The 20,249-nt window shown below is 42.2% G+C and carries 15 protein-coding genes; 14 read left to right on the top strand and 1 reads right to left on the bottom strand.

Annotated elements, in window-relative coordinates; translation table 11 throughout:
* Positions 1-51: 51 nt before the first annotated feature.
* From OO774_RS23490 to OO774_RS23455, 8 genes are all read left to right on the top strand, one after another.
* Complete coding sequence (locus OO774_RS23490; RefSeq protein WP_264907182.1) at positions 52-2,169, top strand: alpha-galactosidase; 2,118 nt, start codon at positions 52-54, stop codon at positions 2,167-2,169.
* 90 nt (positions 2,170-2,259) lie between these two features.
* Positions 2,260-3,639: a melibiose:sodium transporter MelB gene (gene melB / locus OO774_RS23485; protein ID WP_264907181.1), complete on the top strand. Its 1,380-nt coding sequence runs from the start codon at positions 2,260-2,262 to the stop codon at positions 3,637-3,639.
* A 300-nt stretch (positions 3,640-3,939) separates the two neighbouring features.
* The gene (locus tag OO774_RS23480) at positions 3,940-5,058 is read left to right on the top strand and encodes a carbohydrate porin (RefSeq protein WP_264907180.1); all 1,119 of its coding nucleotides are present in this window, start codon (positions 3,940-3,942) and stop codon (positions 5,056-5,058) included.
* Between the two features lie 705 nt (positions 5,059-5,763).
* Positions 5,764-7,824, top strand: a complete 2,061-nt coding sequence (locus OO774_RS23475) for an ABC transporter substrate-binding protein (RefSeq protein ID WP_264907178.1) — start codon at positions 5,764-5,766, stop codon at positions 7,822-7,824.
* A gap of 49 nt (positions 7,825-7,873) precedes the next feature.
* Complete coding sequence (locus OO774_RS23470) at positions 7,874-8,872, top strand: ABC transporter permease (RefSeq protein ID WP_264907176.1); 999 nt, start codon at positions 7,874-7,876, stop codon at positions 8,870-8,872.
* Between the two features lie 9 nt (positions 8,873-8,881).
* Positions 8,882-9,961 carry an ABC transporter permease gene (locus tag OO774_RS23465; protein WP_264907175.1) on the top strand — a complete coding sequence of 360 codons (1,080 nt, stop codon included), beginning with the start codon at positions 8,882-8,884 and terminating at the stop codon, positions 9,959-9,961.
* A 22-nt stretch (positions 9,962-9,983) separates the two neighbouring features.
* Positions 9,984-11,639, top strand: coding sequence for an ABC transporter ATP-binding protein (locus OO774_RS23460; RefSeq protein WP_264908700.1), 1,656 nt, complete (start codon positions 9,984-9,986; stop codon positions 11,637-11,639).
* Positions 11,640-11,818: 179 nt separating this feature from the next.
* Positions 11,819-13,270 carry a glycoside hydrolase family 32 protein gene (locus OO774_RS23455; protein WP_264907173.1) on the top strand — a complete coding sequence of 484 codons (1,452 nt, stop codon included), beginning with the start codon at positions 11,819-11,821 and terminating at the stop codon, positions 13,268-13,270.
* 174 nt (positions 13,271-13,444) lie between these two features.
* Here the strand turns inward: OO774_RS23455 and OO774_RS23450 are convergent, their stop codons facing one another.
* Positions 13,445-14,356, bottom strand: a complete 912-nt coding sequence (locus OO774_RS23450; protein WP_264907172.1) for an AraC family transcriptional regulator — start codon at positions 14,354-14,356, stop codon at positions 13,445-13,447.
* A 422-nt stretch (positions 14,357-14,778) separates the two neighbouring features.
* Between OO774_RS23450 and OO774_RS23445 the strand changes: the two genes are divergently transcribed.
* From OO774_RS23445 to OO774_RS23420, 6 genes are all read left to right on the top strand, one after another.
* A complete protein-coding gene (locus OO774_RS23445; protein ID WP_264907171.1) occupies positions 14,779-15,408 on the top strand; it encodes a carboxymuconolactone decarboxylase family protein in 630 nt (209 codons plus the stop codon).
* 649 nt (positions 15,409-16,057) lie between these two features.
* Entirely contained in the window at positions 16,058-16,951 is an 894-nt protein-coding gene (locus tag OO774_RS23440; RefSeq protein WP_264907169.1) for a DUF3737 family protein, read from the top strand.
* Positions 16,951-18,117, top strand: a complete 1,167-nt coding sequence (locus tag OO774_RS23435; RefSeq protein ID WP_264907168.1) for a MalY/PatB family protein — start codon at positions 16,951-16,953, stop codon at positions 18,115-18,117. The genes OO774_RS23440 and OO774_RS23435 overlap by 1 nt, the downstream gene beginning before the upstream one ends.
* 161 nt (positions 18,118-18,278) lie before the next feature.
* On the top strand, positions 18,279-18,629 hold the full coding sequence (locus OO774_RS23430; RefSeq protein ID WP_264907166.1) for a cyclophilin-like fold protein: 351 nt from the start codon (positions 18,279-18,281) through the stop codon (positions 18,627-18,629).
* 391 nt (positions 18,630-19,020) lie between these two features.
* The gene (locus OO774_RS23425) at positions 19,021-19,737 is read left to right on the top strand and encodes a carboxymuconolactone decarboxylase family protein (protein WP_264907165.1); all 717 of its coding nucleotides are present in this window, start codon (positions 19,021-19,023) and stop codon (positions 19,735-19,737) included.
* Positions 19,738-19,751: 14 nt separating this feature from the next.
* A complete protein-coding gene (locus OO774_RS23420) occupies positions 19,752-20,249 on the top strand; it encodes a cupin domain-containing protein (protein WP_264908699.1) in 498 nt (165 codons plus the stop codon).

Here is a 20,249-nt window from a genome sequence, read left to right as displayed (position 1 = left end):
CGTTTAATTTGACAGCAAGTTAATCGTTTGCCACATGTCGAGTAAGATGTAATGAAAGAGAAAAAACTAATTGAGTTAAGCGGAACGAAGTCCCAACTGATTATTGAGGTTGGCGACTTTGCAGAAATTCTACACTGGGGTAAGCAAGTCAGTGGCGGCTTAAACAATTTTCGCACAGCTTTGCATCGTCCGGTACCGCATGGACGCTTAGATAAAGATGTCGCAATGACTACGCTGCCTGAGCTTGGCCGTGGTGTATTCAGCAGCCCTGGCTTAGAAGGTCACCGTGATGGTCTGGATTGGGCGCCAGTATTCTTCCTAAAAAATATTCAACAAACTGATACCCAAATCAGTCTTACAAGTGAAGATGAACAAGCTGGTTTACAGCTGTTGACGGAAATTTGTTTAGACGAATTTGATGTTGTTAAAACACGCCACACATTAACCAACCTCAAGGTAGGGAAATACTTTGTCAATCGCTTTGCGAACTCAATGCCGTTACCTGTAAGAGTCAATGAACTCATGACGTTCCATGGCCGCTGGGCACGAGAGTTTCAAACGCAACGTCAGCCACTTCTTCACAACGGCTATCAGCAAGAAAACAGACGCGGAAGAACGTCTCATGAACACTATCCGGCAATGGTTGCTGGAACGTCCAGCTTTACGGAGACTCAAGGTGATGTTTGGGGCTTCCATTTTGCTTGGAGTGGTAACCATCGATTACGTGCCGATGTAAAAACCGATGGTCGTCGTACGATGCAAGCAGAAGTGATTTATTTCCCTGGAGAAGTCGCGTTGCAAAAAGGGGAAAGTATCTCTACGCCATGGTTGTATGCGAGTTACAGTGAGAACGGACTCAACGAGATGAGCCATCACTTCCATGCGCATGTAAGACAGTCGATCATCGCTGAAGATTTTAAGAAGAAGTTACGTCCGGTGCATTTGAATACATGGGAAGGGATCTATTTTGATCACGATCCTGAATACATCATGGAAATGGCTTCTCAAGCAGCAGAGATGGGAGTAGAGCGTTTTATCATCGATGACGGATGGTTCAGAGGTCGTGACGATGACACTGCGGCATTGGGGGACTGGTTCCTGGATGAGCGCAAATACCCGAATGGTCTAGAGCCGGTTGTCGATCACGTTAACGCGTTGGGCATGGAATTTGGGTTGTGGTTTGAACCAGAAATGATCAACAAAGACTCAGATTTATTCCGTGAACATCCTGATTGGCTACTGGCTGTCGATGGTTATGATCAACCGACAGGCAGACACCAACATGTTATTGATTTACAAAACGATGATGCATTCAACTTCTTATATGAACGACTGGAGCATTTCTTAAGCACCTACAATATTCGTTACATCAAGTGGGATATGAACCGTGAAATCGTCCAGCCGGCGCATGATGGCGTGGCATCTGGACGCAAACAAACGGAGCGTTACTACCAGTTAGTCGATAAGGTCAGAGCGAAATTCCCTCTCGTCAGTATAGAGTCTTGCGCAGGTGGCGGTGGTCGTATTGACTACGAAATTTTAAAACGCACTGATCGCTTCTGGCCTTCGGATAATAACGATGCTTTAGAAAGACAAGGTATCCAACGTGGTATGAGTTACTTCTTCCCGCCAGAAGTGATGGGCAGCCATATTGGGTCTGATAACTGTCATTGTACTCGCCGCCGTCATAGCATTGAGTTCCGTGGATTGACGGCACTGTTTGGTCATATGGGAATAGAGCTTGATCCGGTGAAAGAAGATAGCAATGAAAAAGCAAACTTTGCTCATTATGTTGCTTTACACAAGCAATTAAGGTCGTTACTACACACGGGCAAAATGTGGCGAACACCAACGGATGACAGTTCACATCAAGTGTTATCAGTGGTATCGGAAGATCAATCTGAAGCAGTGGTTATGGTCGCACAGTTGGATATGCCAACGCACTCATTGAGCGGCAACCTGCGAATACTTGGTCTGGATGATAAAGCAACTTACCGTATCTATGTTTTAGACAAGCCTGCGAACTACAACGACATTGTCGTGTTCCAACCACCTTGGACTGAAGCTGGGTGTGAACTTAGTGGTGAGTGGTGCAAAGAGGTGGGCTTAAGTATGCCGCTACTCGACCCAGAAACTGCGATGTTAATCAAAGTTGAAAAGGTAAATTGATTCAGTACTTCGAATAATTAAAAACGGTTTTGGCTATCAATGAATAGTTATTGGTAGCCAACTATTCCGATGACAGAACAGGGTAGTAAAATGTCTAATCAAATAACGCTAAAAACCAAAGCATCCTACGGACTTGCTGCATTAGGTAAAGATTTCGCCTGTGCACCTATTTATATCTTTTTAATGTTTTACTTTACCGATGTGGCGGGTCTCTCGGCAGGCTTTATCGGCACTATTTTTTTGGCGGCGAGAATCATTGATGCAGTCACTGACCCAATGATGGGAATGATCGTTGATAACACACGGTCAAGATTTGGCAAGTTTCGCCCTTGGATTGTCATTGGTACACTTATAAATGCAGTTGTTCTAATCGCTTTATTCCGTACACATACTTTTGAAGGTACACCACTTTATATATATGCAGCAGCTGCTTATATTTTGTGGGGATTGACCTATACGATTATGGATATTCCGTACTGGTCTATGATACCTGCACTCTCCAGTTCTCGTCAGGAAAGAGAGAAACTCGTCATTTGGCCACGTATGTTTGCCAGTCTTGCATGGTTTTTAACTGGTACTTATGGCCTGACTATCATTGGCAAGTTAGGTAATGGAGATCAGGGAGAAGGCTTCTCCAACCTCGCGATATTAATTGCTGTACTGTTTATTATGAGTGCATTCTTAGTGGCAAGAAATGTTAAAGAGAGTGTGACCATTGATAAAACAACCGAAAAATTTAACTTAAAAGATGTGGGTGATATTTTAAAGTCTAATGACCAACTCAAAGTATTAATCAGTTCAGTATTGACATTCCAAATTGCCAATATGATATTTGGTGGCTTTGCAATCTACTACTTCACTTATGCTTTGAATAAGGCTGAATTGTTTTCTACTTATATGATGGTGTCAGGGATTGCTGAATTCATTGGTGTCATTACTTTTCCTTATATAGCAAAGTTATTCCCTCGTAAAAACCTTTGGCTAATTGCTTGTGGTCTTGCGATTTTATCTTGCGTTCTATTGTATGTAATGCGTGCCTTTGTTCCTGGTAGCGTACTTCTGATAGCCATGGGAGCTGCCGCGAAATCCTATGGTGTGGGTATTGTAAATGCACTTCAGACCGTAATGTTGGCTGATGTTGTCGATTATGGAGAATATAAGACAGGTCACCGAAGCGAGAGTGTGATCTTCTCGGTACAAACCATGTTGGTTAAGTTTGCAGGTGCAGCTGGTGGGTTTGTTGTAGGTGTTGGCTTGTCATTCGTTGGCTACATCCCCAATGAAGTTCAAAGTAGCGAAACCATTGCAGGTTTGGAGTTCATGATGATTTGGGTACCGACGTTATTAATGATAGCCAGTTTGGTTGTTTACCGTAAATTCTATCGTCTTCATGATGGCTTCGATAAAAATAAAATTGAAACAGCGATGGAGCGATATGGATTTAAACGACCAATATTGCTTAGTAACTAAGTTAACTATCTTTAATTGTAATTCTATTTAATATATAGAGGAGAAATATAACAATATTATAATGTAGCTAATACCTTATCTAAATTAATAGTGAAGTTTTTACTGTAATAATGCTGTGTGTAATTTATTAGTAATTAACTCTATATTGGTAATTAACCCTACTAAATGATTTAATTAAAAGTAAATTAAGAACAGTAAGAAAAAATAATTCAGTAACGGAATGATTGTCTTTTTACGAAAGGGCTGGGATTTATATTTCTTAAATTCCAACATTTAATAAAAACAAATATAGGTAAATTTATGAACAGAACATTTAAACTATCTCTGGGTGCTGTCTGTGTTTCTTTTGCATTGTCTGCAAATGCTGGTGTAAAGATCATTGATAATGAACTAGGCAACTTTTCTATTGCTGGCAATGTTGAATTAAACTTTAACTTCCGTGATCGTGAGTCAAACCCATCTGGTGATCAGGAATTTAACCAAGATGGTCGTGTGCTGATAGAATTTGCAGGAGAAAAGTACACAGATAAAGATTATTTTGTCGGTGTTAAGGCACAACCACTATTTGAAAGTACGGGCAATGTGGTATTAGATGATGCGTACTTTGAGTTTGGCAAAAAGGATGGCTGGGCGATCAAAGCCGGTCGTTTTGAGGGGGCAGATATGTTCCCTGTAGGTTTGGACGTATTCCTCGAATATTCGGGTGATACCTCTAATGACCTTTATACCGATGGCTGGGCATACACATACCAAATGAAAGAAGCGCGTGGTCGTGGTTCTGATGGTCAGTTGATGTATCACCAGACGTTTGGCAACCTCTATGTTGAACTGGGTTCGATGATGGGTGATCGCTCTAACCTGTTTAGGGATGGTGTTGATGGCACATATCATGGTCACGAAATCGATAAAAGCAAAGACTCTTTTTTAGTTCGTCCTCTTGTTGCTTACGAATTGGGCCAATTCCGCCTTGCCGCCGCTATGGAAACAAATTTAGTTTCTAATGCTGTTGTCGCAAATGGTGTTGATATCTCTGACCGTACGGGCTACGGCGTCACTGGTAATTGGTCTAACGATGGTTGGTCGGTTAACGTCAATGTCGCTTACCTAGACGCTGTTGATGAAACCAACTTTAGTACTGGTATAAACGCGCTTTGGAATAACGTCGGTATAGGCTATGTGTACGCAGAGAATAAATACGACAACAAAGAGCTCTCTGGCTGGGTGGATGGCAATGTTGAAGTGGCGACAGTTTACGCATCTTACGCATTGAGAGATGTACTGGAAGTTAAAGACTTTGATATTTTATTTGGCTCCTATTACACGTGCATCACCAACGAACTCACTCAGCTGCAACCTGATACCAACTTTACTGAAGATGAAGATATGGGAGCAAGAATTCGTTTGTTCTACGCGTTCTAGCCGTTGTAGATAAGATAACTTCCGCCATAGTTGGTTAACCAATACATTCTTTATTGAAATCAACTATGGCTTGTTCATCACCAAACCACCTTCTTAGACGTCAGTTATGCCTTAATTACTTCCCATCACGTCTACAACGTTAACAATAGTGTTTAAGTATCCATTAAGTTGCTTGTTTCTAATCAGTCTGCGTGCCGGTGTTTCTTATTCCCTTCTGTTTTCTTCTCAAACTTCTCTGTAGCGGAAAAGTTAACTTTCGATATCTCCATATCCATAAGATTACTGCACGTAATTTTACCCATCAGTCTATTATTTTTATAACAGCTATCAGTTGTGCGGCTGCTGAAGGAGAGTCGGCTCTCTTGATAAATAGTGATGTTGAATCTGACTATTCAAGAGAACTATTAATGTGATCTACGTAATGTTTTTATGGTTCATTGTGTAAAATAGTAAGAATTAAATTGTGATGATGAAGGTTATTTTATGTTGAGCCTAACTAATGATGTGAATTGAGATATATGTGTAACCGCTTATGCACTGATGGAGTGGGCTGATGCAAAGAATTAGTTCATTTACTCTTGAAAAGTAAGAATTGGTGATGTGAGGGCAGAACTGGATTTGATGATAATTCAAGAGTCGGATAATTTGAATAAACAAAAGAAAGAACACGTACTCTACCACCTAATTATTAAAGGACCGTGCATAATGAATTATAAGAAGCATCTATTAGGAATCTCAATTGTATGCATATGCTTTCCAGCATTATCGGAAACGCTGCCAGACGGTGCGACAACAATTCCAAAAGCCTCGGAAATACCAAATCGCCTATCTATTGAATATTTTTCGCCTGACCAAATTGTCGAGTTTAAAAAACTTGATCATTATTCTGAACCTCAATGGGTTACCGAGAATTACGTAAATACGGGGAAATTACCGCCAGTTGAACAACGTTTACCTGATGTCCCAATGGTATTAAAAACGGCATCTATGCCTGATGGCGTCGGTGTTTACGGCGGCGTTCTTCGTCATGTTATTGGTGGCCGACCTCAGGGTTGGAACTGGTCTGCTGCTCACTCTCAAGGGTGGGGTGGTATCAATTATACCGTGCAGCAATGTTTAACACGCACTGGTCCGATGTATCAGATCAAACCTGATGAGCTGGAAGTGCTGCCGAATCTGGCGCAAAGCTGGGAATGGTCTGATGATGGTAAGGCATTAACCATGCATCTTATTAAAGGTGCTAAATGGTCAGACGGTGAACCATTTACCTCGGAAGATGTGCGCTTTTACTGGGAGGATACGGTTTTAGAGCCAAGAATTCCGTCTTTCTCTTCTCAGAATGCATTGGGTGAAGGGGCGACTCTAGAAATCGTTGACGAATACACCATTCGCTGGCATTTCGAGAAAGCATTTCAAAATCAGGCACTTTATAACATGGCCTTTATGACATTCTGTCCAGGCCCTGCACATATTCTCAAACCACTTCATCCAAAATACAACGATAAAGTCACGTTTGAAGATTTTAGTAACGCGTTACCGGCTAGCGAAGTACCTACTGTAACGATGGGACCATGGGTTCCGGTAAGCTATAAAGACGATCAGATTATTGTTCTGCGCCGTAACCCTTACTACTGGAAAGTGGATGAAGCTGGTCACCAACTGCCGTATATCGACGAAATGCGCTACAAGCTTTCCACCTGGGAGTCACGAACTCTAGAAACCATGTCTGGCAGTGCGGATTTTTCTAATATGGAAAACCCACCGATATACATTGAAACGTTGCGCAAACTCGCTGCACCTAATTCACCAACTCGAGCCATGTTTGGGCCGCGTAATCTGGCGTTCCAAATTCAGATGAACATGAACCCGACGTTATCTGTGAGCGATGATCGAGAAGGGGCCATTCGACAACTCAATCGAGACCTAAAATTCCGTAAAGCGATTTCTCATGCAATTGATAGAAAAAGCTTAGGGCAAGCACTGGTTAAAGGTCCGTTTACGGCTGAATATGCGGGTGGTCTGCACCCAGAAACCGCATTTTACCGAGAAGATGATGTCGTTTATTACCCATACAACCCAAGCTTGTCCAAACAATACTTAGCAGACTTAGGCCTGATTGATTCCGATGGTAATGGTGTTGTGAACTTCCCTAAAGATGTTAATAACGGCGATGACGTTGAGATTGTTTTTAACAGTGGTAACGGAACGGCCGATAGTGTTTTCAATGAAAACTTAGTGTCGATGATGGCTGATATTGGCATCAAGCTTATCCCAAGAATACTTGATAGCGTTCAGGGAGACTCTTCGCGTGACGCAGGTGATTTTGACTGGCGTTTAAATCGTAGTGACAAAGAATTAATCGTTCCTATGCAACGTATGGAATGGTTAGCGCCAATTGCGGAGAGCGGTCCGGTATGGCACCGAGGTACCGAGAATAAACCGCAAGTACTTCAGCCGTTTGAAGAGAAGATGGTGGCCTTAGCTCATGAGATATTCGCTGAGCGTGATTCAGCGAAACAAGCGGATCTTATTGGTCAGTTAAACCATGAAATGACCAAGAATGTCTATCACGTCGGCTTAGTCGCCTATCCAGGGGCACTACTTGTCAATAAGCGCATCAAGAACGTGCCTAACGCACCAATTACCGCGTATCAGTGGGCGGAAGATGCCGTCATGCGTGAGCGTTTTTGGGTACCTCAGGATCAGCAGCTAAAAGAACTGCAGCCACACACGGTTCCTGAGTACAAGCTTGATACTAAGAAGTAATACAAGGATAAGGCGGGAAGCAATCTCCCGCCTGAATATGGGATGTAACATGATTGAATTTATTACTAAACGGATACTTAGCACTATCGGTTTACTGCTTGTGCTGAGCGCCATCACTTTCGTCATCATCCAACTGCCAGATGGAGATTACGGCGATTTAATTAAAAACCAAGCGATTTCAATGGGTGGGGCTTCTCCGGAGCAGGCTCAGCAGTTAGCGGATGCGGCTCGTGAGCGTTACGGCTTAAACGAACCGGTTCTAACTCAGTACGCAAATTGGTTAAAAAATATCGTTTTTCATTTTGATTTTGGTTATTCGTTTGCTTACAACAAACCGGTTATGGATGTGGTTGGAGAACGTTTACCAAGAACGATTTTTATCGCCCTTGGGTGTCATATAGGAGCGACTTTATTAGGGGTGTTTGCGGGGATATTTGCTGCGAGGAACCAAAATAGAATTGGGGACCGAGTTGCAACGTTGTTGTCCTTTATAGCGATGACGGTACCTCGATTTGTTATGGCGATTATTATTGTTTATTTCATGATTTTCGCTTGGGACATAGGCTCGATAGGCGCAATGAACTCTCCCGAATATCTGTTTGAGCCGATGTCGTGGAATAAGTTCTTCGATACCTTGGTTCACATCTGGCCAGTCATCTTTATTGCCGCCTTCGGTGGTATGGCATTTAACCTTCGACTGATGCGCGGTAACTTGCTCGATATTTTAAAAATGCAATATATCGAAACAGCTCGTGCAAAAGGGTTACGCGAAAGCAAAGTGATTTATAAACACGCAGTACCGAATGCCTTACATAGTTTGATTTCTTATCAGGGTGTTGCATTGCCTTACATGATTACCGGTGAAATGGAAGCTGCGATGGTACTTGGGATTCCAACCATTGGCCCTCTGATCATTTCGGCGATGGCAGAGCAGGATACGTACGTTATCGGCACCATCATGTTACTAGTGGCTGCTTTGCTCATCATCGGTAATTTAATCTCCGATTTATTGTTAGCCATCTTAGACCCTAGAATTCGTTTATCGTAGGTAGTACTCATGAAACAATCACAAAGTTACTCGAGTTTAGTTTGGATACGTTTCAAACGAAATAAAATGGCATTGATGAGTTTGGTTCTGCTTACTCTTCTTGGCCTGACGTCCATATTCGCCCCGTTCTTTTCCTCTAACGATCCGACGGTTCGTTTTAGTGAAAATATTTATGACGCACCTGCGAATATTAACTTCTTCGATACGGATGGTAATTTTCACTTACGACCATTTGTTTATGAAAAAGTCGTTGATCTTGATCCTGTTACGTTTTTACCCGTCGTCACAGAAAATAAGGACAGCCGTGTTGATTTAGTATTCTTTAATCAGGGCTGGGAGTATGAGTTTTTGGGTATGAGCTTCAATACTCATTTCGTTGGGTTAGAAGACGGATCACCACTGTTTTTGCTTGGTTCAGACAACTTGGGACGTGACTTGCTCGCTCGTTGTTTCTTCGGTAGTCGAATCACGTTGATCTTTGCGATTACGGTCGTATTTGTTGTGGTCTCTGTTGGTACGGTTGTCGGTATTCTATCTGGTTATTATGGTGGCCGATTTGATTTCGTCGTACAGCGAATTGCAGAGCTGGCGTTAGCCTTTCCAGCGGTTCCACTTTATTTAGCGTTGATTGCCGTGCTGCCAAAAACAGCCGACTCATTGAGCGTCTTTATCATGCTCATCGTTATTCTGTCTTCACTGCAGTGGGCGTTCGTGGCCCGTCAGGTCCGCGCGCAAGCCCTGTCGATGCGAAACCTGGACTACATACGTGCTGCGAAAGCGGTGGGTGCAAAAGATATGCGTATTGTACTCCGTCATATTTTGCCAAACGTCACCAGTAACGTGGTGGTGCTTGCGACAATTATGTTGCCAACCATCGTACTCACCGAAAGTTTCTTCAGCTTTTTAGCGGTGGGAGTAAAAGCACCTATGTTTAGCTGGGGCTCACTGCTTAATGCTGCCGGACAATTCCAAACCATCGGCTCTTACCCATGGTTGCTGTACCCCGTTGGTTTCATCTTAGTTGCCGTATTAGGTTTTAACGCACTTGGTGACGGCCTACGAGACGCCGTTGATCCGTACTCTAATTAACCGCTGATGTTGAGGAAATATGATGCAAGATAGAAATACACCTGATAGTCAAGCGGCTAACAGACCAACAATTGCGAGAGTGGCTGGCCTAAATGTGGGCTTCAAAACCGAAGATGGTTTAGTGCAGGCACTCAAAGGCGTTAGTTACAATATTAAAGCTGGTGAAATGGTTGCGCTGGTTGGTGAGAGTGGTTCCGGTAAATCGGTCTCAGCTCGCTCTCTAATGGGGTTGTTACCTAAGCATGCTCAAATTGGAGAGGAAAGTAAGGTCACTTACCGCGATGTCGATATCACCACTGCGAGCGAGCGTCAGTTGTTGAAGTTACGAGGCAACAAGATTTCCATGATTTTTCAGGAGCCCATGACTTCTTTAAACCCGCTTTACACGCTTGGTGAACAAGTCAGTGAAGCGATATTAATTCACCAAAAAATCTCTAAAGCTGAAGCGAAAAAGCGAACCATTGAGCTTTTTGAAGCGGTGCAGCTCCCTCATCCGGAAGAGCGCTTCGACCAATACCCTCATCAGCTTTCTGGTGGTCAGCGTCAGAGGGTAATGATCGCGATGGCACTGACCAATAACCCAGACTTACTGATCGCTGATGAACCTACGACAGCACTGGATGTGACGGTTCAGGCGAATATTTTGCGCCTAATTAAGAACTTGCAAGAAAAAGCAGGCATGAGTGTGTTGTTGATTACTCATGATTTAACCATTGTTCGCCAGTTTGCAGACTACATCTACGTGATGAAGCGTGGTGAGGTGGTAGAGCATGGCTTAACCGAGAATATTTTCACCAAAGCGGAGCATCCTTACACCAAAATGCTGATCGACTCGGAGCCAAAAGGTGTTGCGTCACCTGTTCCACAGGCTTCACCGGTCATTTTGCATGCTGAAAAGATGAGAGTGGAGTTTAAATTAGGTAAGAAGGGTTGGTTTAGTCGTGAGCCAGAAAAAAAACTGGTCGCTGTTGATGATATTTCTGTTTCACTCAAACGCGGTGAGACATTGGGTATTGTTGGCGAAAGTGGGTCGGGTAAAACGACACTCGCAATGGCGATGTTTCAGTTACTCAATTCTGGCGATATCAACGGTAAAGTTACTTATGATGGGCAGTGCCTGAATAGCATAACGAATGAACAACTTCGCATTTTGCGCAAAGAGCTTCAAGTTGTATTTCAGGACCCATTCTCGTCGCTTAACCCGCGCCTTTCGGTGAAACAAATCCTTGAAGAGGGGTTAATCGTCAATGGCTTATGTCAGGATCCAAGTGAACGCTTGCTTAAGTTGGAGAAGGCGCTATTGGATGCAGGATTACCCGCTAATATTCTCAATCGCTACCCACATGAATTCTCTGGTGGGCAGCGTCAAAGGATTGCCATTGCCAGAGCACTTGTTCTCGACCCGAAAGTAATTTTGTTGGATGAGCCAACGTCGGCTCTGGATTTAACCATTCAGAACCAGATCGTCCAGCTACTTAAGCAGCTTCAAGAAAAGCGTGGTATCTCTTACTTATTCATCAGCCATGATTTACGAGTCGTAAAATCACTTTGTCATCGTGTATTAGTGATGAGACATGGTGAAGTTGTAGAAGAAGGCTTAACGATTGATGTGCTGGAAAACTCACAAATGGAATACACACAAAAATTGATAAAAGCTGCCTTTGAAATCGCGGCTTAAAGATAATTTAAATTAATTTTTATCCTTTTTTATATTCAAGATGAACGTTATTAAGCACGTTAAATTTATTTAAAATTAAATTTAACGTGCATTTTATTCCTTAAATAAACAGCAAAATAATTTTAAAGGTTATGCTGCCTTATTTAAAAAGAAAAAGAGAAAACTTGGAACTCAATAGAATGCAACAATTAGCAAAAGACCCTTTTCGTCCAACACTGCACTTTACGCCTCCATTCGGTTGGATGAATGACCCTAATGGTTTGGTATACGTAAATAATGAATACCACTTGTTTTATCAGTATTTTCCTTACGCAAATAAGTGGGGACCGATGCATTGGGGACATGCCGTCAGTGCCGACTTACGTAATTGGCAGCACTTACCGCCAGCACTGGTCCCAGACGATAAAGGAATGTGTTTTTCAGGCAGTGCCGTAGTGGATTGGCGTAATACCAGTGGTTTGTTTGACAATGAATCTCAGCCAGGTGTATTGGCGTTTTATACTGCGTGTATTGCCTATGATGACGGCAGAGACAGCGATCAAATGCAGAGCCTTGCATACAGTAAAGATGGTGGCTTTAGTTGGAGTAAACTTGCAGACAATCCGGTTCTGCCCAACCCAGGATTAAAAGACTTCCGCGATCCAAAAGTCATTTGGCACGAGCAAAGCCAGCACTGGGTGATGGTCGTAACAGAAGGCCAGGAGGTTGGTTTTTATCGTTCTAAGGACCTCAAGCAGTGGGAGAAAACCGCTAACTTCGGTTTGAATGAAGGTAAACATGATGAAATGCCATGGGAGTGTCCGGATCTTTTTCCTATCATATTGGATGGGTCTGAGATTTGTTATTGGGTACTTATTGTGGGTGTGCAACGTTGCAGCCACGCAGGGGGATCAGGTACTCAATATTTTATCGGCCAGTTTGATGGTGAACGTTTTATCAATCATCATGATGCTGATACCGTACTTTGGCTAGATTATGGTAAGGATTATTATGCAGCACAAACTTGGTCTGATGTGACAAATGGTCGCCGCACGTCAATCGCGTGGATGAGCAACTGGCTGTATGCTAACGACGTTCCAACACAGGCATGGCGCAGCGCAATGAGTGCGCCACGAGATTTAAAATTATCGCAAACTCAATCGGGTTTACGCCTTTTATCTTCTTTACCTAACCTATGGCTCAATGAAAGTAATACCATGATTGCTAAAGATAAAACGTTAGAGTCGGGAGATAGCCTTGTTATATCTGAGAATTATCAGGCAGGAATATTAGATGGTACGTTGCATTTGTCTAGAGGAAGTTCAATCGCTATTTCTCCTCTAGGAAGTGAGTGTTTAACATATAATATTGAACGTAACGAACAAAATATTGTTGTTACTACGAGTAGAAAGGTCGGTGCTGAGGGTGAAGAAAACTATAATAACCTGTTCAGTCACGAAACTAGTTTAACTATTCCTTATAGTGAAAGCTTACAATTTACATTAATCGTTGATCGTTGCTCTAGTGAACTTCTTCTACAAGATGGTGAGTATTGTTTTACAGAACTCTGCTTCCCGATCGAGGCTAGATCGATAGACTTTTACTGTTCTACGGGTAAAGGAGTAGTTAAAAGCTTGAAGTTCTGCGAATAATTCTAACTTCGAGTACAGAGATAAATCTTATAGAAAATTATTACTGGGCGAAAAATCTAGAATAAATTAAACACAGCTTAAAATCAGGTGACAGGTTTACTCTTGTTACCTGATTTTTTATTTTCTAGTCGATGAAGAGTGACGCTAGTTTTTTGATATTGGAAGAGACTAAATTTAAGATATGTTGGCTTCTTTCAGCGCTTTAATGTCTTTTGAAGGTGGCGCACCAAATAAGCGGCTGTATTCGCGGCTAAATTGGGAAGGGCTTTCATAACCAACTTTAAATGTCGTTGCCATCGCATCTAAGTTTTCTGTCAGCATTAGGCGTCGAGCTTCACTCAAGCGCAACTTCTTCTGGAACTGTAATGGCGTCATTGAGGTCATTGAGCGGAAATGCGTGTAAAAAGCAGACTTACTCATACCACTGTACGCTGCAAGGTCGCCTACGCTTAATGGTTTGACAAAGTTATTCTTTAACCAGTCAATGGCTTTGGCGATTTGATGGCTGTGGCTACCTGTCGTCACGATTTGGTTTAATCGTACGCCTTGTTCAGTCATTAGTAATCGGTAAAAAATTTCTCGCTTGATTACCGGAGCAAGGATCTTAATGTTATCCGGCTCATCTAATAGCGTCATAAGGCGAATAAATGCATCTTGCAGCGAATTAGAAAGCTCACCTACCGCGATGCCTTTTTGTGCTTCTTTGCCGCTGTTTAAAGAAAGCTCACTATCAACAATAAGTTGAGAGATCTCTTGTAAATCCAGCTCCATTATTATTCCAAGGTAAGGCGCTTCTTCACTTGCTTCCAGAATGTTGGCTGTAATTGGCAGGTTAACTGATGAGATCAGGAAATGGTTGGCATCATAGATATAGCTATCTTCACCAAGTAAAACTCGTTTCTTGCCTTGTGCAATCAGGCAGATACTCGGGTTATGGGTATAACTGGTTGGTGGGGTAGGCGTTGTCCATCGACTTAATCTAAGCCCAGGAATTTCGGTATCAACTTGTGTGGCGTCACCGGTCCACTTTTGGATTTTTTCAGCAAGGATTGATGCTGATACATTCATGTTGTGTGAGTCGTTCATAGCTACTCCATGGGCACCGAAGGGTTGGACTACATCTGGTTTTGACTATTTAGTTATAACAGCTATTTTTTTTATGTAAAGAATATTAGGCAACTTGTTATTGACGAATTTATCACATTCTTTCTCACTTATCTCTCACGGTTTGACTTGTTAAGTTAACCTTTAAATGACTAAAAGATTATGTATAACAATTGCTTAAATATTATTTTTCATGAGGTGATTTTAAGGTGAATCTCCATTCGGTTTTCTGTATCAAAACGCATATTTGGATAATTAGGCAAATATTGGCAACCATTAGGCTAACGGTTATTTCAATTTAGGCGTAAATTTAAACGTGTCGTCACAGTATACAAAGTCCACTTTCTAGGGCACTTGTCGATACTAGGCAACTATTTCACCTTTGACTCAAACTTGGGGGAACCATGCAAGAACATTTTTCTGGTAAAGAACAAGCCATCATTCCAATAGCTGCATTTACTGCAAGTGGTGAGCTTGAAAAGCTGAAGATGAGTTTGGTCGAAGGGTTGAATGCAGGCCTCACCATCAGCGAAACCAAAGAAATACTGGTACAGATGTACGCATACACTGGCTTTCCAAGAAGCCTCAACGCCTTGGGGACGTTTATGGCGATAGTAGGAGAGCGGAAGCAACATGGTATCGTTGACCCTGAAGGGGAACCGTCAAGTCCTCTGCCAACAGACGAAAGCAGCTTAAGTTTTGGTACTAAGAACCAAACACAGTTAGTCGGACAACCTGTCTCTGGTGCTCTGTTTGATTTTGCGCCTGAAATCGATTTGTATCTTAAAGCACATCTGTTTGGTGATATTTTCCAACGTGATGTACTGACATGGAAAGAACGAGAACTCGCGACAATTGCAGCCTTGGCAAATATGCAAGGTGTGAATGGTCAACTTCAGGCACATTTTGGTATTAGTCTGAATAATGGTATCACACCAAACTTGTTAAAAGAGTTTGTTGGTGAAATAGAGCAGCACTGTGGAAAGGCAGTCGCGGAAAATGCCAGCCAAGTTCTGGCGGATGTTTTAGGCTAATTTAATGAAATGATTATTTCTTAAAGCGTTATACCCAAATAACCTCGAGATGCTTGGTTCAGCGAGAATGACTTGGCTCTCAGACGCGGCAACGATTTGAAGATCTAGTGGTTCTAAATCAAAAATCGTTAACAAAGACTGTGAGTCAAGACAACTCGCCCTTCGGGAGCTTGTCACTGACACAATTTCTGCGTCAAATAATTTGGAAAGAGCTTGCTATTCCGCTGCATTATTTTCCTTGAACTAGCATCAGTGACAACGCTCTGAATCCGGCATCTTGAAGTCATTTGGGTATATTAATTAAAAAGATATGAAAGCCTGAAATACTCACTCAGCAGATGTGAAAAATTTCATAACTAATATAGATGAGAAATAAATTCACCGAAGAGGTTATTACTCAAGTTTTAATCTCATTCTAGTTTTTTGTGTAAGGTTTACTAATCCACTGTCTTTTTGTATTCCTTACCTTTTTATTAAATATTAGCATGGTTAGCTAATTTATTAGCCATGCTAAATATAAAAATGACAAAAATGATCATTAGGGTACCTGTATGGCACCCGGGGCGATTATTGCTCAAATTTAAGTAAATAATTTAATGCGTTGGTATACGTCAACGACTATCCCAAATTCGCTAAGTTCAGGTACACCATGACTCTATCAAAGACAATTCAAGAAAATCTCTGTAATCAAGAAAAAATCTGCGACACCTTTTTTGAAGGTGAAAGACCGCTATACGCAGCAGAAAACAAGTTTCTGCATAAAGTGCGATTTTACCCAGGCGAGTCCGCACTCAAGCATAGCCAGAATATTATGGTTAAACATAGTGAGTTTATGGGTAAATACCCATTCTGGCACAGTAATGACGTCCTAATTGAGCAGAGTCTGTTTACGGTGTATGCACGAGCGGCGATTTGGTATTCAGAGAACCTAACTATGAATAATTGTGTTGTCGAAGCGCCCAAAATGTTTCGCCGAGTCTCGAATCTTACTATCGAAAACTCACGATTTCCTAATGCTGGTGAGACATTGTGGATGTGTGACAATGTCAGCCTTAATAATGTTGAAATGCGCGGCGCCGACTATGTTTTTATGAACTGTGAAAATGTCGAAATTGACGGCTTCAAGCTGCAAGGAAACTACTCGTTCCAAGACGCTAAAAATGTCACGATTCGCAATGCGTATTTGGACTCTAAAGATGCACTTTGGGGCACGGAAAATGTGACTGTGTACGACAGTGTTTTAGATGGCGAATATTTAGGTTGGCATTCTAAAAATTTACGCTTAGTGAACTGTACAATACGCGGTGAGCAACCGTTGTGTTACGCGCAGGATCTAGTTATGGAAAACTGCGTAATGGAGGAGACGGATCTGTGTTTTGAATACGCGACATTGAACGCAGAAATTGTTTCCGACATTATCAGTGTCAAGAACCCGTTGTCTGGTTCTATCAAGGCACGCTCTATCGGCGAAATTATCCTTGATAAACATTGTAAGAACCCAGGAGGGTGCACAATTGAAACGGAATTTGAGGTAAGAACGTAATGTCATCTTTCGACTTTGATCAAATTGTTGAACGGCAGGGAACAGGCAGTGTTAAATGGGATAGTATGGCTAACAGCTCTATTCTTCCGATGTGGGTTGCGGATATGGATTTCCGCACTGCCGAACCTATCGTTAACGCATTGAAGAAACGTGTTGAACACGGTGTTTTTGGTTACACGAAAGTGTCAGAAGGCTACTATAACTCGGTGATTAACTGGTTTAGTACAAGGCATAATTTTCATATTGAACGAGACTGGATACAGTACACATCTGGTGTGGTACCCGCGTTATCAGCAATACTAAAAGCGCTGACCAATCCGGGGGATGGCGTTATTGTTCAAACTCCCGCGTATAACTGCTTTTTCAGTTCGATTCGTAATATGGACTGCCACCTTATTGAAAATCCGCTGGTGAATCGTGATGGTTATTACGAGATGGATTTTGACGATCTTGAACGAAAAGCTTCTCGATCTGATGTGAAGGTTCTGATTCTATGCAACCCTCACAATCCGGTTGGCCGTGCGTGGACACAAGAAGAGTTGACCAGATTGGGTGAGATCTGCTTTAGACATGGTGTCAAAGTGATTAGCGACGAAATCCATTGTGATCTTACGTTTCCGGGAGTTCAACATCAGCCTTTTGCTGCCTTGGGGGATGAGTTTCTTGCTAACACAGTGACGACAAATTCTCCGAGTAAGTCGTTCAATATCGCAGGGCTGCAAATCGCCAATATCATCACTGCTGATAAACAGCTACGTGACAAAATCGATCGCGCATTAAATATTCATGAAGTTTGTGATGTGAATCCCTTTGGCGTATCAGCATTAATCGCGGCATACAACGAAAGTGAAGCTTGGCTAGATGCTTTGAGAGAGTATCTTCATCAGAACTATTTGGTTGTCGTTGAATTTATCAATCAACAATTGCCACATTTAAGTGTCATTCAGCAGGAGGCCACGTATCTGGCATGGATCGATTGTCGTCAGCTAGATTTGCCTTCCGCAGAAATCGGCGAAAAACTGATAACTGAAGGCGCTCTTATGCTCAATCAGGGCGCGGTTTACGGCACCCAAGGCGAGGGTTACATTCGTCTCAATATGGCTTGCCCGAAAGCTCAACTACTCGACGGGCTGCAGAGAATGGCACGCGTATTAGGTAACCTCTAAAACTGTCACTTAACTAAAAGGGAATCACTACTATGTTGTTAAAGAAGTGGCACAAATCCATTTTATCCACGCTTACAGTGTTGCCCGCATTAATGATTAGCCAAATTTGTTTCGCTTCCGGCAACGTGACCGAGAGCGGAGTTATTACCGGGGAGAGTACAATGAAGATTCGTTTTGTATTTGATGATCGCACCGTCACTGCGACGTTAAATGACAGTCCGAGCACACAAGATTTTGTTGCGCAACTACCATTAACGGTAGAGTTGGAAGATTACGCCAGTACTGAAAAAATAGCCTACCTACCATCGAAGTTAACCAAGGAAGGGGCGCCAGCTGGCGTGAGTTCCAAAGCGGGAGACATTTCTTACTACGCGCCTTGGGGGAACTTAGTCGTGTTTTATAAAAACTTTGGCTATGCATCTGGATTGATTAACCTCGGTAAAGTTGACGGCGATTTATCGCGCTTTACTTCTGGTGGCTCAATGAAAGTCACTATCGAGGTTATTGAATAATACATTGGATTTTGTAAATAAAGGCCTGTTAATCAAACAGATTAACAGGCCTTTCTACGTTAACCCACGGCTTCATCTAAGTCCCGCACATACCAAGTAACTATTAATCATTATTAATGTTAATTAACAAACGAGCATTAATTACCATTTAATTTTTAATCGTTCGAGCTTAAATATAAAAATAGTCAAGTTCATGATCTTATTTAATTTGTTTCTGAATGTAAAATCTTGTTTTTATTTTTGTCTTTAATCTTGGTGAAATTGTTTAATAGAGGATTAGGCAATAATTAGACTCTTCTAGGCAAAGTACTATGCGTATTTTGCGATAAGTTTGTATTTAGATAGTACGGATTAAGTACTTATCAATATAAACAGGGTTAGGGAGAATAAAATGTTTCGTATAAACAAATATGTCAGCAACTTATCCATTTTGGTGGCTAGCTTGTTAGCTGTATTTACAATGAATACGGCCACGGCTGCAGAAGGTTTTGGTAGTAAAGAGAAGGCGATTATCCCAATTGCTGCGTTTGCTGCCAGTGGCGAAATTGATAAGTTGAAAGTAAGCCTGAACGAAGGCTTAGAAGCTGGTTTAACCATTAACGAAACCAAGGAAGTGTTGGGTCAGCTATACGCATATGCTGGTTTCCCTCGTAGCCTGAATGCATTGGCTGCATTTATGCAGGTTCTTGAAGAAAGAAAGAGTAATGGAATCGAAGATGTTGCTGGTCCAGAGTCATCGCCACTACCGACAGACAAAACCAGCCTTGAATTTGGTGCTGAAAACCAAACTAAGCTCATTGGCGTGGAAGTAAAAGGGCCGTTATTTGATTTCTCTCCTCAAATTGATGAGTACCTGAAATCTCATTTGTTCGGCGACATTTTTGCCCGTGATGTGTTGACCTGGAAACAGCGTGAAGTTGCGACTATTGCGACCTTATCCAATATACCGGGCGTTAACAGCCAGTTGGCGGCGCATTACAACATCAGTATGAATAACGATGTGACGGTTGATGAGCTACAAGAATTCATCACCATTATCGAAAAGCAAGTTGGTGAAGACGTAGCTAACAACGCACAACAAGTTCTTGATTCGGTTATAAACAAATAACAGGGAAGATTATGATGAAAAATAAACTCGTTTTAACGTTACTCGCAGGGATCGTGTCATCGACAGCAATGGTTTCTACCGCGAATGCTTCTGAGGAAGCAACCGATGGTCAGCAAGTGTATCGTGGCAAAGACCTGAAGTCGTTTAATGGACCGGAAGATTTGTTCACAGGCAATGTTAAAGTAGACATGCTATTCCCAGAAAATGATGTCGCGAATTACAGTGCTGCTTATGTGACATTCGAAAAAGGCGCTCGTACAGCGTGGCACATGCACCCAGCAGGTCAGCATATGATTGTCACTTCTGGTGTGGCTCTTACTGGCACCCGAGATGGTAAAGTAATTCGCTTTAGTGAAAACGAGAGCGTTTGGTGTCCACCAGGTATTGATCACTGGCACGGCGCAACTCCAGATGCACCAATGACACACCTTGTCGTTACAGCATCGAAAGATGGCAAAAATGTTATCTGGAAAGAGAAAGTAACTGACGAGCAATACGCCGCTGGTCAATAA

The sequence above is a fragment of the Vibrio sp. STUT-A11 genome, from assembly GCF_026000435.1.
Classification (GTDB): domain Bacteria; phylum Pseudomonadota; class Gammaproteobacteria; order Enterobacterales; family Vibrionaceae; genus Vibrio.
Note: the sequence above shows the minus strand (reverse complement) of the source record. Positions and strands in the feature narration are given on the sequence as shown.

Coding starts and splice junctions, on each gene's coding strand:
- OO774_RS23450 (WP_264907172.1), bottom strand. CDS start 14,356: ATGAACGACTCACACAACATGAATGTATCAGCATCAATCCTTGCTGAA.
- OO774_RS23425 (WP_264907165.1), top strand. CDS start 19,021: ATGTTTCGTATAAACAAATATGTCAGCAACTTATCCATTTTGGTGGCT.
- OO774_RS23465 (WP_264907175.1), top strand. CDS start 8,882: ATGAAACAATCACAAAGTTACTCGAGTTTAGTTTGGATACGTTTCAAA.
- OO774_RS23435 (WP_264907168.1), top strand. CDS start 16,951: ATGTCATCTTTCGACTTTGATCAAATTGTTGAACGGCAGGGAACAGGC.
- OO774_RS23430 (WP_264907166.1), top strand. CDS start 18,279: ATGAAGATTCGTTTTGTATTTGATGATCGCACCGTCACTGCGACGTTA.
- melB (WP_264907181.1), top strand. CDS start 2,260: ATGTCTAATCAAATAACGCTAAAAACCAAAGCATCCTACGGACTTGCT.
- OO774_RS23475 (WP_264907178.1), top strand. CDS start 5,764: ATGAATTATAAGAAGCATCTATTAGGAATCTCAATTGTATGCATATGC.
- OO774_RS23490 (WP_264907182.1), top strand. CDS start 52: ATGAAAGAGAAAAAACTAATTGAGTTAAGCGGAACGAAGTCCCAACTG.
- OO774_RS23445 (WP_264907171.1), top strand. CDS start 14,779: ATGCAAGAACATTTTTCTGGTAAAGAACAAGCCATCATTCCAATAGCT.
- OO774_RS23470 (WP_264907176.1), top strand. CDS start 7,874: ATGATTGAATTTATTACTAAACGGATACTTAGCACTATCGGTTTACTG.
- OO774_RS23455 (WP_264907173.1), top strand. CDS start 11,819: ATGCAACAATTAGCAAAAGACCCTTTTCGTCCAACACTGCACTTTACG.
- OO774_RS23440 (WP_264907169.1), top strand. CDS start 16,058: ATGACTCTATCAAAGACAATTCAAGAAAATCTCTGTAATCAAGAAAAA.
- OO774_RS23460 (WP_264908700.1), top strand. CDS start 9,984: ATGCAAGATAGAAATACACCTGATAGTCAAGCGGCTAACAGACCAACA.
- OO774_RS23480 (WP_264907180.1), top strand. CDS start 3,940: ATGAACAGAACATTTAAACTATCTCTGGGTGCTGTCTGTGTTTCTTTT.
- OO774_RS23420 (WP_264908699.1), top strand. CDS start 19,752: ATGAAAAATAAACTCGTTTTAACGTTACTCGCAGGGATCGTGTCATCG.